This window comes from Bacillus mycoides, from assembly GCF_001757995.1.
Taxonomy (GTDB): Bacteria; Bacillota; Bacilli; order Bacillales; family Bacillaceae_G; genus Bacillus_A; species Bacillus_A mycoides_B.
Genome location: NZ_LXLV01000083.1, coordinates 1 through 14,691, shown reverse-complemented (window position 1 = coordinate 14,691; position 14,691 = coordinate 1). Strand labels below are relative to the sequence as shown.

General features: G+C 30.3%; 10 protein-coding genes and 1 pseudogene. 6 read left to right on the top strand and 5 right to left on the bottom strand.

What is annotated here, in order from left to right:
• The first annotated feature begins 469 nt into the window (after positions 1-469).
• From BWGOE10_RS27740 to BWGOE10_RS34120, 6 genes and pseudogenes are all read left to right on the top strand, one after another.
• Complete coding sequence (locus BWGOE10_RS27740; protein ID WP_070145782.1) at positions 470-2,635, top strand: P-loop NTPase fold protein; 2,166 nt, start codon at positions 470-472, stop codon at positions 2,633-2,635.
• Between the two features lie 267 nt (positions 2,636-2,902).
• Entirely contained in the window at positions 2,903-3,508 is a 606-nt protein-coding gene (locus BWGOE10_RS27735) for a recombinase family protein (protein WP_070145784.1), read from the top strand.
• Between the two features lie 10 nt (positions 3,509-3,518).
• Complete coding sequence (locus BWGOE10_RS27730; RefSeq protein WP_070145786.1) at positions 3,519-4,484, top strand: tyrosine-type recombinase/integrase; 966 nt, start codon at positions 3,519-3,521, stop codon at positions 4,482-4,484.
• Positions 4,485-4,683: 199 nt separating this feature from the next.
• A complete protein-coding gene (locus tag BWGOE10_RS33855) occupies positions 4,684-4,815 on the top strand; it encodes an RAxF-45 family protein (protein WP_100246350.1) in 132 nt (43 codons plus the stop codon).
• 217 nt (positions 4,816-5,032) lie between these two features.
• Complete coding sequence (abc-f, locus tag BWGOE10_RS27725) at positions 5,033-6,913, top strand: ribosomal protection-like ABC-F family protein (RefSeq protein ID WP_070145788.1); 1,881 nt, start codon at positions 5,033-5,035, stop codon at positions 6,911-6,913.
• 214 nt (positions 6,914-7,127) lie between these two features.
• Positions 7,128-7,281 (top strand): annotated as a pseudogene (locus tag BWGOE10_RS34120) (IS4 family transposase); the annotation flags it as partial.
• A gap of 313 nt (positions 7,282-7,594) precedes the next feature.
• Here the strand turns inward: BWGOE10_RS34120 and BWGOE10_RS27720 are convergent.
• The 5 genes from BWGOE10_RS27720 to BWGOE10_RS27700 all read right to left on the bottom strand — a co-directional run bounded on the left by BWGOE10_RS27720 (position 7,595) and on the right by BWGOE10_RS27700 (position 14,207).
• Positions 7,595-8,788 carry an MFS transporter gene (locus BWGOE10_RS27720; protein WP_070145790.1) on the bottom strand — a complete coding sequence of 398 codons (1,194 nt, stop codon included), beginning with the start codon at positions 8,786-8,788 and terminating at the stop codon, positions 7,595-7,597.
• Between the two features lie 4 nt (positions 8,789-8,792).
• The gene (locus BWGOE10_RS27715; protein ID WP_070145792.1) at positions 8,793-10,499 is read right to left on the bottom strand and encodes a hypothetical protein; all 1,707 of its coding nucleotides are present in this window, start codon (positions 10,497-10,499) and stop codon (positions 8,793-8,795) included.
• Between the two features lie 11 nt (positions 10,500-10,510).
• A complete protein-coding gene (locus tag BWGOE10_RS27710) occupies positions 10,511-11,806 on the bottom strand; it encodes a hypothetical protein (protein ID WP_070145794.1) in 1,296 nt (431 codons plus the stop codon).
• Positions 11,807-11,912: 106 nt separating this feature from the next.
• Entirely contained in the window at positions 11,913-13,277 is a 1,365-nt protein-coding gene (locus tag BWGOE10_RS27705) for a hypothetical protein (RefSeq protein WP_070145796.1), read from the bottom strand.
• A 3-nt stretch (positions 13,278-13,280) separates the two neighbouring features.
• Positions 13,281-14,207, bottom strand: coding sequence for a ThiF family adenylyltransferase (locus BWGOE10_RS27700; protein ID WP_070145798.1), 927 nt, complete (start codon positions 14,205-14,207; stop codon positions 13,281-13,283).
• Between the last annotated feature and the right edge of the window lie 484 nt (positions 14,208-14,691).

Here is a 14,691-nt window from a genome sequence, read left to right as displayed (position 1 = left end):
CTATAAGAATGCACCATTCTTCTCTATTTACCTATACTTGTATTTTCACTAATTAATTATGATGTAGATATTAATTTAAAGTTATTTATACGAAATAACTAAATGGACTTTTTAGGAAGAGAAAATGATAAACCATTCTATTTTCTTAATTCACATAATTTTCAAAATTAAAATCTATGGATGTTAATATTTGTTATATAATAAAATTGTCAAAGCATTACCCCTGTAGTTTCTATGATGAATCTGTAAGATGGTTTGTTTGTCCCTTATATTCACCTGAGACTAAAAAGAACTTGTAGGGATTCCTACAAGTTCTTTTTGTTTTTTTGATTGAACATGAACAAAGACTTCGAAACACCCATTTTAAATAAAGGGATCTTTCATGCTTTCTGCCTTATTTGTTCACTTACATGTAATTTTTTTTTATAATATAAGATAGGAATAATTACTATATATTAGGAGTGATTGCATGTTTCTTACCGATAAACCTATTTCTCGCAAAGAAGACGATCTAATTCAACGTAGTGGGTATGCCGAAAATTTAGCACGTGCCTTATTACAATCTCATTCCTCAGAGACCCTTGTGGTTGGACTACAAGGGTCTTGGGGGACTGGAAAAACTTCCTTATTACATATGATGAAAGAAACAATAACGATGGAAACACAAGGTGGACCTGATGTACCAATTTTATTCGATTTCAATCCTTGGAATTATACAGGGCAGCAACAACTTATTAGTATGTTTTTTGAAGAACTTTCACTTGTTTTGAAACGGAAAGACATAGTGGGAAATCTCGCTGGAATAAGTGAAAAATTGCATTCCTATTCTCAGATCTTAAATCCTGCAAAATACATCCCTGGTATTGGCAGCTTTGTGGAAGCTTTTACTGAGGCAGTTGGAACAACAAGTGATGCTTTAAATAAACTAAAAGAAGATCGTGAAAGTGATTTACCAGAAATAAAAGCCGAACTAAGCAGACTATTACTACAATCCAATCAGAAATTTTTTGTTTTTATTGATGATATTGACCGCTTAACAAGCGAGGAAATCCGTCAAATTTTCCAGCTGGTAAAGTCAGTTGGAGATTTACCAAACATAAATTATATTCTTTCATTTGATCGTGAAGTAGTAGTACAAGCACTAAACAAAAGTCAGGAAAACTTCGGGGAGACGTATCTTGAAAAAATCATACAAGTTCCAATAGATGTTCCCACTCCGTCAACAACAGAAATTCAGCGGGTTTTAATTGCAGAATTAGATAAGACCCTATTAGAATTACCACAAACGGAATTTGATACAGACCGCTGGAGTGAAGTGTATTTTAACGGTATTCAACATTTCATTCGCTCCCTTCGACATGTAAATCGCTTTTGCAATACATTCCGTTTTAACTATCTCTTAACTAAAGATGAAGTAAATACAGTCGATTTACTTGGTCTTACAGCTATTCAAGTATTTCTACCAGATTTATATCGCTCTATACAAACAAACCCAAAATTATTTTTGCCTTTTCACTCTAATGATTATTACCAAGCTGAAGAGAAAGAGAGCAATAAAAGAAAATATCAACAAATTGTTGATAAAACTTGCTCAGCATACTCGTTTGATATCGATAAATTTATCATAACCTTATTCCCTCAGATGAGTAATCTCTTGAAAAACATTTCCTATGGATCCGATTTTTCAAGTCAATGGAATATGCAAAAAAGGCTATGTACAGCTGATCACTTCCCAATCTACTTTAAACTTGGTTTGACATCGGATGAAGTATCGAAAAAAGAAATCGAGACCATGTTAGAACAACTAAAAGAGTTAAATGACTTCACTGCGTACTTGGATATGCTATTAGAGCAAAATAAGGTTATTCGTTTTCTCACTCGCTTAGAAGATTATACACAATCTATTGAAAGTGAAAAGGCAGTATTTATTATGAAAGGACTATTAACGTACAGTGGTAAGTTTCCTGAAGCAAGAAGTGGATTATTTGACTTTTCAACTGAAACAAGAGTAACTCGTATTCTTTTTCAGCTATATAAATCAAGAAGTACTCAAGAAGAAAGGTTCCAATTGGTGAATGATGTGATACAGCATAATCCTGTACAAATGGGAGTACTAGTTTCCTTTTTCCGATCAATCGGTAAATTGAACGGTGCGTACTTCAAAGAAGAACAGGATATTATCATAACAGAACATGTTTCGCCAACTCAGTTCCAAATGCTAGAAAAAGAAATGTGTGGCAAAATCGAAGAGTGGATCACGAACCCAGATTACCCCAAAAATACTGAGCTCCCTAACGTATTATTTCGCTGGCGGGAATTTGATCCGAAAGCACAAGACAAAATCACTACATTCTTAGAACAAGAAATGGCTGAAGATACAGGGTTAATCCAAATTTTAAAGTGTTTTGAAACATATTCTTTAGAGGAGTCTGCTGGTTCTATCGGTGTTACGAAAAAATACCGTATTTATTTAGAAAGCTTGGAAAAACTCTTAGGTAAAAACATAGATTCTTATATTGACCGTATTCAGCACATCCATCAGCATAAGAATGAGTATTCATATACGGAAAACCAACTTTGTACTATTAATTTAGCCATTAAATCCATTTCACAAAAAGTTGCTGAATCAATTTAATTTAGCTTTTTCTAAAACCAGCTGTTTATTTCTTAACAGCTGGTTTTATTGTAGTGGCATAATACAGTTAGAAAATGAACAAACTCTCACATAAAAATTAAACTACTCCAAAAGGTACACCTTTTGAAGTATATTAAAACCTACCCGATTCAGTACTTCGAAAGGTTAAAACATATACTTTTGAAGTACTAAATAATTAATAACACCTTTTGAAGTATTTTTGATATAATTTCATTAGAAACACTTTCGAAAGGATGTCTATTTATTTTGAATACAAGAAAATTCGGATATATAAGAGTTAGTAGCAAAGATCAAAATGAAGATCGGCAGCTCGAAGCAATGAAACAACTCATTACTGACGAACGAGATATTTTTATCGACAAACAAAGTGGAAGAGATTTTAATCGTGATCAATATCAACTCGTAAAACGTATGCTAAGAAAAGATGATATTTTATATATTCATTCCCTAGATCGTTTCGGCAGAAATAAAGAAGCTATCCTTGAGGAATGGAAAGATATTACCCAAAATATTCAAGCTCATATTGTCGTATTAGATATGCCACTTTTAGATACGACTCAATATAAAGATAGTTTAGGAAATCTTATTACTGATTTGGTGCTCCAAATCTTGTCCTGGCTTGCTGAAGAAGAACGAACAAAAATAAAGACTCGTCAACGTGAGGGTATTGAAGCAGCAAAGAAAAAAGGTAAGCATTTGGGTAGACCAAAAACTGAAATAACTCAGGAATTTATTGATACATATAACGATTGGAAAGATGGAAAGATTACAGCGCTATACGCCATGAAGAAGTGTAATATGACAAGCCCCACATTTTATAGGGTCGTCAAGAGGCATGAGGGTAAGGAGTGAAAAATATAGCATGACTACAAAAGAGACTCGAACTACAATAGAAGGCTTCTCTTCCTATTTATCAAGCAAAGGAAGAAAGCCTTCTACAATCAAAAGGTATATCTACGATGTGGAAAGTTTCATTCAATGGCTACATTTATCAAAAAGAGATGATGAAGACAATATTTGGGTTTCATTACAGAAAAAAGATTTTGAATCCTTTTTCAATTTTTTAAAAGAAGATCGACAATACTCTGATAAAACTATACATCGTATATATGTTGTTCTAAATAGGTTGTACGAATACTTAGATTTACCAAGTCCAATTGAGAGCATTATACACATAGATCCACCAAATAGAGCATTGCGTAGAGAAGATTTCATTTCCCTTCGAGAAGAGAAAAATCTAAAGCAAGTAGTTGCTTCATTAGAAGGACTCACAGAAAAACAACAATCAACACGCCCAATGATCTTAGAGCGGAATATTTCTATCATTACATTACTCTTGGATTATGGATTATCTTTAAAAGAGCTTGTTTCTTTACGAATGATACACGTTCATTTCGAAAATAATACCTTATCCATTCCTGAAGATTCAAAAGTAAATAGAACCATTCATTTGAAGGAAAAAGATAAATTACACTTATACAATTACTATCAAACTATCCCTGAACCTGTACGCCCTAAGTATCACAGCAATGATCCACTATTCGTTGCTTTCGACATTACTCGTGGGACATACCACTGGAGCTATGACGATGACGCACCGAAATTTTTAACTGAAATTTCGGTACAAAAAATGATTCGTTTAGAAGTGAAACGTTCCAATCTTCGAAAGGGAATTTCTGCCCAACAATTTCGGAACACCTTTGTTTTAAGGGGAATTAAACAAAAACACACACCCAAACAAATCATGCAACAAATCGGATTTAAATCTCACTTATCCCTAAAAAGATATTATGATTACTATAAGAAAAACGAGCGGGATACAGATTGAAAACCAGTATTTAATGTGTAATTTTTACACACCTAATGCTTTTTAATTATTTTATGGAGGAAAAGAGATGAATTTGGTCGGGGTATCCTTCTTTTGATGGTTCATAAACTACAGTAGCGGTTAATGTTTTTATGTAATTTTTCGAAAATTCGTGATAAAATATAGTTAATATCAAAAGAATGTCAAGGAGGTGAAAGAGATGCATTGTTCTGTTATTTTGCGCGAGAAATGGATTGATTGTATATATATTTGCCGCGCAAATTTTTACGATGCATTTAAAAAAGGGGGAAGTCTGTCCTTTTTTAACAATTGCATACTAAATACAGAATGATAAGACGTCTCTTCGCCCAGCCAAAATAGATTGGCAAGATGGTTCCCTTTTGGGTTCCTTTCTTGTTCTAACTTTTTTGTCCGTAGAAAAGAACGTTTCTTCTTTTCTACGTTTTTTTGTATTTACTAAAATACATTCAAGGGAAACTTTGAATTTGAATCTAAGTCATATGAATTTATAAAATGTAATATTTTAATGAGATAAAGGGGTGTTCAATATGATTATGAGTAGATTACAGCAAATAAGTAAGATGTTTGGAGGAAATTTAGTTTTTGAGAATCTTTCACTTGAAATACATGATGGAGAACGTGTTGGTTTAGTTGGTCACAATGGCGGGGGAAAAACCACTATTATGAAAATCATAGCAGGTACCGAAACAGTGGATAGTGGAATTGTTACATGGAAGAAAGGAATAAAAATCGGTTATTTATCGCAAATCCCTGTCTTTTCTGATCAGACTTTAAGTAAAGATGTGTTGATGTCTGCTTTTTCAGAAGTCCTTGCTATTTCAAAGAAAATGATGTTACTTGAAGCAAGCATGGCTGATGAAAAAGGAGAAAAAGACTTAAATCACCTTTTAGAGGAGTATGGTTCGCTGCAAGAATCTTTTGTCATGCTAGATGGCTATGAGATTGATGCAAAAGTTTCTAAGGTGGCAAATGGTTTGGGAGTAACAAAATTATTAGATACTCCGTTTTCATCCTTAAGTGGTGGAGAGAAAACGAAAATATGCCTCGGGATGATATTATTGGAAAATCCCGACCTACTGCTGTTAGACGAACCGACAAACCATTTGGATATCTCAGCTGTTGAATGGTTAGAACAGTTTTTAAAGGATTATAAAGGATCGGTTGTTATTGTCTCCCATGACCGTTACTTTCTGGATGAAGTGGTAACTAAAATCATTGATTTAGAAAATGGAGAAGTAAATGTTTATCACCAAAATTATTCAGGATTTGTTATTGAAAAAGAAAAGCTACTGATGGAGGAATTTCAGGCTTATAAAGAGCAACAAAAGAAAATAAAAAAAATGAAAGAGGCCATAAAGCGGTTGAGAGAGTGGGCAAATCAGTCATATCCCCCCAGCGATGCTTTATTTAAAAGAGCGAAAAGCATGGAAAGAGCTTTGGAACGAATAGAGAAACTAAAGCGACCGGTATTAGAGAGAAAAAAAATGGGGCTACAATTTGATTCTGCAGATAGAAGCGGAAAAGATGTGATTATTATAAAAAATGCTAGTAAATCATTTGGAGGAAATACTCTTTTTCAAAATGCAAACGTACATATTCAATACAAAGAACGGATAGCGATTGTTGGAAATAATGGTACTGGAAAATCCACCTTGTTGAAGATGATACAAGGAGAGGTGAAAGGCGATGAAGGAGAAATTCGGGTTGGAAGCAATGTTAAAATTGGCTATCTTTCGCAGCAGTTATATATGAATGATTTAAATGAATCGGTACTTGAAGCTTTTCGCGCGGAAGTGAAAGTAACAGAAGGAGAAGCGCGGAATATCTTAGCAGGATTTTTGTTTTACGGCCCCTCTGTATTCCACAAAGTAGGTCAATTGAGCGGAGGAGAGAGAATGAGGCTTCGTTTGGCACAACTGATGCATCAGGATATAAACCTATTGATATTGGATGAGCCGACAAACCATCTTGATATTGATTCTCGGGAAGTACTTGAGGAAGCAATCAAAGATTTTCAAGGGACGATTTTAGTGGTGTCCCATGATCGCTATTTATTAAATAAACTATTTGAAAAAACATATTGGATTGAGAATGGGGCCATTTATCACTTTGCCGGAAATTACAGTTGGGCACGAAAAAAGCTTCAAGAACTACCTGCTAAAATAGAAGAAACTGAAAAAACAAAAAAAACTGTCGGAAAAACCAAAGTCCAGATAAATAATGAAGGGGAAAAATTGGAGCAATTCGAAGTGGAATTGGAGGAATTTGAAAACTCTCTACAAGAAAATAATCAGAGAATGGAAATAGAAACAGATTTACTAAAACTCCAAATTCTTTTTGAACAAAAACTGATATTGGAACAACAAAGAAATGATTTATATCGGGAACTGGAAGAATTTATTGGATAGTAAAAAAAGAATAATTATTTTGGTTCTTTTAGCGGGCCACCAAGTACCGGCATAACTACATTAAAATTAAGGATTTAGACTATTAATTAAAAGCACATTACTATTCTCTTATGTTATTAAAGGAGGGTGACGTGCTTTTAATTACTATGAATCAAACACAAAAACTGTCTTTATTTGGCGAAGAGTTATATTAATATATCCCCCACTAAATTAACAAATCTCTACTACCTCTCTTACTCAACTTTGTAGTCAATTAGAAACCTTAACAGGAATTCTATTAAGCCCTGAGCGACTTATTTGAAGATTTAAATCTGTTTCTTTATCCCTCTTTCGAACTTGTATTTACTACACTCCACCATGCCTCACTTACTACTAAAGGTATAGAACCTGTTCATACCCTGTACAAATATAAACTTATTCTTTAACCACAAACTTCGTTTTTTCAACTCATAACGTATTACATTAATTATTAATAGTTTCATAAAACCGGTACGCAATATTCCCCATCTCTTTATGTTTTTGAAAACTTTGCAACAGAATCATTTTACCACCGTTACTAAAATTAAATATTCTCCATAAAAAAACCTACTATAAAAAAGCATAGCAGGTTCATGTGATAAATTTCTTATTCATTATTAAGATAAAAACTATCATCCATTATATCTATTTAGCTTTTTCTAATTATGCTACGTTTTTATTGTCCTTTTCGTTTTCACTTTGTTTAGAGTATATGGTAAACAATATTAATGATACAAATAAAGTACTTACACCTGTAATAATAATAATATTTACCATTGAGAAGTACTCACTTAATGCACCAAATGCTAATGATAAAACCACCATTACAAATGAACAAATTACATTTGCTAACGATACAAGAGAAGCGCGTATATTAGACGGGATTGAATGATGTAAGACTGCGTTAAATGTTGTATCCCAAATTTCAAATAAAACATTTATAATTATAAATAACGATAAGATAATAAACATATTTTGTATCGACATAGCTAAAAACGATACTAAACTTATAATCAAACTCCAAAAAATCAATTTTTTCTCAGAAAATTTATTTACAAAATAATATGAGTATGTCGATGCTACTGCACTAAATAAGGACAATACAGTAAATATAATTGCTATAGTAGACACACTAAATCCAACTTCAACAAATAAAACTTGACCAAACATATATATTACTGACAATGTTCCTTGCAATAATGCAATAGTGATTATTAAATTTTTGAAGCTATTTTTACTTTTCAAAAAGTTCTTTACTTCCGATATAATATTCGATTTTGTTGCTTTTGTACCTTCTTCAGATAGAATTTTTCTTTCTTTAACTGAAAACAATACTATCAAAGCTAATAATTGACCTAATATTCCCGCAATAAAAACAAACTTCCATGAAATATTTTGTAAAAAACCACCTGCAAAAGAACTTAAAGCCAAAGCTATAATAGCAATTGCATTATACTTACCAATAATTCTTTGATAATAAGTTGATTGATCCTTATCCAAATTATTGTAGATTAATGTTTGATCCGCACCCGAAATCATTGCTAATCCAATACCATAGCATATAAACCCTAAAGCTAGAAAATATAAATTAGAAGGATTCAACATAGTAAAGAGATATACAATTATCAGAGTATGTCCCAAAGTAATTGCCTTTTTATTCCCAAACTTATCTGCGATTATCCCCGATGGGACTTCAAATAAAAACATTGCACAGTTTAACATAGCCTGTAATATACTAATATGTAACAATGATACTCCTGAAGAATTTAAGTAAATCATCCAAATGGATCTTTCAAAAAATAAGCTACCCCAGAAAATATAAACAAACATTCTATTTGTACTATTATTGTTTTTCATGTCATCAACCCTCTAATTGTGTTAATAGTTTATTAAGTATCTTGATTATGGAATTCACATGGGAATCCGAATTTATATTAATACCAATACCCTTTAAGATTTCCATGTCATTTTTACTACATCCGTTAGAAAATAGTTTAATGTATTTATACTTAAATTCGTCATCCTCATATATTTTTTCAACAATATATTCTGATATACCTACAGCAACTACATAATCTAAATTATAGAAATTTTTATACAAGTGGGGAATCCTTACCCAATTAAATTTATTTAATTCAATATCTTCAAAATGCTCACTGTCATAATATTTTGATATTGTATCTACATAAATATTAGAGATTAATTCTGCAGTTAACCTTTCTTTTAAAGAGGCTAATGCTAATGCTTTTTCAAATTCAACTAATTGGAATGTCTGAAAGAAATTTTCTCTAATTTTATCGACATACTTATGCAAAATGGACAATTTAATTTCTGAATCACTATATTTATCCAAAAGATGTCTACTAAGTAATCCTTCATTAACCATAGATGAAATTTCAGTAATTAAGATAGATTGCTCTGAATATATAAAAGATTGATTTTTAGAAGAAATGTAGGATGCAATTGCCCCACCTATTTCATGTATTAATGTGTATAAACTATCTATGCTAGATTGCCAGTTTATAAGAATATAAGGGTGCGCATCGTATACATTGAGAGAATACCCACCTGTTCTTTTTCCACTATAAGGAGACCAGTCGATCCAATTTTCATCAAAAACTTTTTGTACCAGGTCAAGGTAATCTTGACCTAACGGTGAAAGTGCTTCAAAAATAATATGTTTCGCTTCAGCAATATCAATTTTTTCATTAAATTCACCTATCAATGGATACATATCATAATAGCTAATTTTATCTACTTGCATATTTTTCTTTTTTAGTTCAATAATCTTGTGAAACAAATTCAAATTTTCGTTAATTGCATTAGAATAAAAATTAAAGTTTTGATATCCAATCTTATTTTTTAAATGGTAATCAAAGCTATTAACTTCTCCATTTTCTCTTGCCTTTATGTTTTGAATTTTATTATGAGCATTTAATAAAAAAGCAGAGAAGTCTTTCTTTTTTTCTAACTCTTCTAATACTGCCATGTATGTACCTTTTCTTATATCTAATTCCTGAGATTCTAGTAGTGTTAAATGATTTTCATTCCTCACAACAATTTGCTTATCATTGTGATTAAACCTTGTTATTTCATTATCAGCATATAGTAGTTCTTTATACATCATCTCTATAGAAAGTGCACTTTCCATTTCTACAACATTGGTTTTATTTTCAAAATCCTCTAACGTATGCAGATACTTTTTTAATTTCCCATCTACTTTAGAACGACTATAAATTAACTCCTTATTGTTTTCCAACCATTCATGAAACTTATGTAAATAATTATCATAATAACTATATAAATCCTCTGCAGCGACCATTACTTTATTCGAATGATCATTATTTATATTAGTATCATACTGTAGTAAAGCATAATTATATATTTTATTTAATCTTCTATATCCCTCTTCAATATCCTCAAGTACTTTATATAATAATGTTAAATCATTTTGTTCAATAATTTGTTCAAATTTTATTTCTTCGATATTATCTTGGAAATTTTGGAGTTCTTGCTTCCATTCTTTTTCGTTAATATAAATATCTTTTAAGTTCCACGTTAAACTCATCTATTTCACCATCATTTCTTTATATAATGTTTCATCTTGATGAATTTTATTTCTTCATACAACCACTTTATATCATTCTCATTAAACACCCCTGTTACAAAACCCTTAAAGTGCTCTTCATTATACTTAGGCATTTTATTAGCTAATGCACAATACAATTTATATTGCCAAAAAGTTATTTTGGATAAGGCTCTTTCTTCGGCTAATAAAATATCCCTTTGAGATATATCTATATCTCCAAATCCTTCAAAGTATTTTTCAATAAAAATATAATCTTCTTCTTTGTTTAATTCATATTCTTGAATTTCTTTAAACCCCATGTTTAAGAAAAAAGGAATATACTCGGCTAAAGCAGAACAAACGTACATAGGTACCTTACCATTTAATTTTTCAACTTCACCAAAAAAATAAGTTGATAATCCAGCGCCTCGAATTAAAGGGTGTAAAATAATCCTACTTAAGATTTTTACTTGTGAGTTTATTTCTATAAATTCTTCATCCTCTTGATCATTAGAATATGGGCTTTTAAGAATAATAACGCCCATTAAATCTCCATTGAACTCTAATTTATAGTAAACAGTATTATATAATTGATTTGTTTCTTCTGATGAATGGGGGAAATAATGATATTTTTCTAATTCAAGATAATCTTCATATGTACCCCCTGAAACTTTTATAGATTCTAAAAAAGGATTGCTTTTATCATAATCTTTTTTTAAAATATTTATTTCTTTATCCAAATTCAATGAAATTTTATTGTCAGGTCTCAGATATTCTTCTAAGTCGTCGTGAGCACTAGCTAGAATAGCTGAAATACCTAATTTTCTTAATAACTTTTGTGTATTAAAACTTACAATTTTAGCTGTAGGTCTATCTAAATAACTACAAAATTCATCAATAAATATTTTCTTATATCCCTTAGATAACATATAGGCTAAATCAAAACGGAACTGCTGCCCTGTTGATAAATTATTGTAATTTGTTATATATAAATATGGCTCAGACAATCCCACCATATTCAAATAGTAGAGTGTATCTTTAAAGTTTTTATTGAGTATATCTATTATAGGAACATTTTTTTCAAAATCTTTTTTCACTTGGACATAACCTTTATGAAGACATATTTCTTTTGATAAAGTAGTCTTACCGCTACCCGAGCATCCTGTAATATAAGTTATTCCATCTAAATTTTCTTCAAAATCAAAATTATTATATATATGTCTAACTTTCGGATTAATCCCAAATACTCTGATTACTTCACGGTATTTATCAGAAAAATCATACTCACTATCAATTAAAACTTTCATGATTTACTCCTTTTATAAGCGTATTTTAAGAATTCTATTTTTTCTATATTATCAGAACGAAGATGTGATCTTTTTTATTTAGGACACTTTATCTTGTATTTTTGGGCTATTCAATTTCTAAAAATTTATATAAATCATTATTATCTATATAGAATCCAGAAAGTTCTTTAGATTGAAAGTAGATATGTTTACCAAAATATAAAGGAATAATTGTAGAATGATTCTCTAAATATAAGTCAATCAGTACTTTCTTTTCCACTGTACATTCCTCTAAATAATCATTGAGTAATTCAATGTAACCATCTCTTACTTTTTCATCCTTAAATGTATCTAAATAGTTTAATAATAAATCTATTTCCGAGTTAATTAATGGGGAAACTAATTTCAAACATATATCGAATTGTTTCCTATTATATGATTTAATAAAATTTTTTAATGACATTGGATGAGATTTAACTGGAATGTGGTTTTTGTTTAAAAAACCAATTATTTCACTAACTATAAGATCATTGGGATAATAATCAGCGTACAATACATTTAAATCCCAATTCACTAAATTACTGATATTAGTATTCTCATACTCACTATTTATGTGTTTGCATCTTTGCTTCTGATAATTATTAGTAAACAAATAATTATCAGAAATATTTAAACCTTTATTCAGTATCTCATTATTATGTAATTTATCATAAACATAACTTGCTAATTGCTTTTTATATGGAAGCAAAGCTTCACTTATTTCTAACATAAATAATATGTTAGAATTTTTCATGTGAAAATCTTGGTCATTCTCAAAATTACCAATCATTTCAAATGGGAAATAAGTAGAACAACTCATATTTAGTTTATTACTCTTGTAATTATCAATTCCGTCTGATAGTTTGCCCAAATATATAAAATTCAATTCTTTTGTTTTTACTTTTCTTTCACGGAAAAAGAAAGGGTTATTTTTCACCCTGATAATGCTGTTACATATAGTATCAAAATGAAATCTACCATTTGATACATTATTTACAGGTTTTCTGTCAATAAAATATATTGGACTAAATTGTATTGTTGAGAAGAGTTTTTTATAATCATAGCTATATTTTGTTTCAATATATATTGAATTTCGAGAAAGATGTATTCCCACATTTTCTATAGGATCCCCGTCATATAAGTATTCTTCAACTCCCACAATAAAATCTAGGTATGAAGAAAACATTGTTCTTTCTTTCAATATATATATTAGTGTTTTATACATATCTTCAGCATTTAATGGTAATCCATTAGACCAATATGATTCTAAAAATTCTAGAGTTATAACATTACTCTTATAATTTTCCTTAACATAAAAACTTTTATATTCTCCATCTTTCTCAAAAAAAATGGGCTCGTACATACTACTGAGTATGGATTTACTCGAAAAATCATGTGCATTAAAAGTATATAAATCATGTGGCTTATCATCTATTTGAATAAAAGTACTCATGTATCAATTCTCCATAAACTCTATAGTATAATCTCTAAAATTTAATGACTTTCTTCTATAAAGATTCTCCTGTTTATCATTAATCCAATATTCTAAAATATCATTTGAAATTAAAGCACCAATAGTCATGTTTGTAGACGAGATAGATCCCATTACTGGTTCCCTATGCTCTGTATCTAAAAGAATAGTATTACTAAAATTACCTTTAAAGATTGGTCCCCAATAACCAGTTTCAATTCCAACAGCACCTTGGATAAAAGGTATACTTCTGGCTTTACAATATTCATATACGATATCATTGATACACTTAGGTGTATCGGCACAATTAACAAAGAAATCCGCATCATAATCATTACAAGCACTCTGTAAATCTTCAACTTTATTAACTCGAATATTAATTGTATTAATTTCTATATCTTTATCAAATCTACTAATAATTTCTTTTATAATGGATCCCTTATTATATCCAATATGATTAGCATCAAAAAACAGTTGACGGTTAAGATTGCTTTCTTCCACATTATCAAACTCTATTATCAAAAATTGCTTAACTCCAAAAGAAATCAAATTTTTGAGTACTACAGTACCTATTCCACCACAGCCTAGAATAATTACTTTTTTCTGACATATATTATTTTGAATATTCACAGGGTCACTTTCAAAATTTGGTTGTTTATTTTCGAAAAAATGTATATTTTTCACAAGCTTCCCATCTATATTTTCTATATTATATGGCTTAACTACTAAAGAGTTATCTATTAAAAAGTCTCTTAAGTCAGTTGATAGTTCCTCTATTTCCCATTCTCTCTTACTTAGTAAATTAAAAAAACATAAATCAGGATCTTCAATTTCAAAAAGGTTAGTTCCAAAGTAAATACTACAATAAGGTGTTTGATGTTTTATTACGACAGCTTCTTTAAAACGTAACATTATTATCTATTCCTCCAAATCAAAAGACTTGGAGCATTAAGGATTACTCCAAACCTCCAAGTCTTTGTGATAATTAAAAATTTATTATGAACGGTGTGTCATTTCACGTGTAGTTTTGCGTGTTACCTTCATTCTTTTCATCTCCTCTCAAATCTTTGGTTTGAATTTTATGTAATGGTTTAATCATAGATTTTAACCAATTATTATGAACGATGTGTCATTTCACGTGTAGTTTTGCGTGTTACTTTCATTTTTTTCATCTCCTCTCAAATCTTCAGCTTGAAATTACATCCAATTTTTTAATCAATTATTATGAACGGTGTGTCATTTCACGTGTAGTTTTGCGTGTTACTTTCATTTTTTTCATCTCCTCTCAAATCTTCAGCTTGAAATTACATCCAATTTTTTAATCAATTATTATGAACGGTGTGTCATTTCACGTGTAGTTTTGCATGTTACTTTCATTTTTTTCATCTCCTCTCAA

What these genes read in the sequence shown, in the direction of transcription:
- BWGOE10_RS27710 (WP_070145794.1), bottom strand. Translation starts at nt 11,806, where the DNA reads ATGAAAGTTTTAATTGATAGTGAGTATGATTTTTCTGATAAATACCGT.
- abc-f (WP_070145788.1), top strand. Translation starts at nt 5,033, where the DNA reads ATGATTATGAGTAGATTACAGCAAATAAGTAAGATGTTTGGAGGAAAT.
- BWGOE10_RS27700 (WP_070145798.1), bottom strand. Translation starts at nt 14,207, where the DNA reads ATGTTACGTTTTAAAGAAGCTGTCGTAATAAAACATCAAACACCTTAT.
- BWGOE10_RS27705 (WP_070145796.1), bottom strand. Translation starts at nt 13,277, where the DNA reads ATGAGTACTTTTATTCAAATAGATGATAAGCCACATGATTTATATACT.
- BWGOE10_RS27720 (WP_070145790.1), bottom strand. Translation starts at nt 8,788, where the DNA reads ATGAAAAACAATAATAGTACAAATAGAATGTTTGTTTATATTTTCTGG.
- BWGOE10_RS27715 (WP_070145792.1), bottom strand. Translation starts at nt 10,499, where the DNA reads ATGAGTTTAACGTGGAACTTAAAAGATATTTATATTAACGAAAAAGAA.
- BWGOE10_RS27730 (WP_070145786.1), top strand. Translation starts at nt 3,519, where the DNA reads ATGACTACAAAAGAGACTCGAACTACAATAGAAGGCTTCTCTTCCTAT.
- BWGOE10_RS33855 (WP_100246350.1), top strand. Translation starts at nt 4,684, where the DNA reads ATGCATTGTTCTGTTATTTTGCGCGAGAAATGGATTGATTGTATATAT.
- BWGOE10_RS27740 (WP_070145782.1), top strand. Translation starts at nt 470, where the DNA reads ATGTTTCTTACCGATAAACCTATTTCTCGCAAAGAAGACGATCTAATT.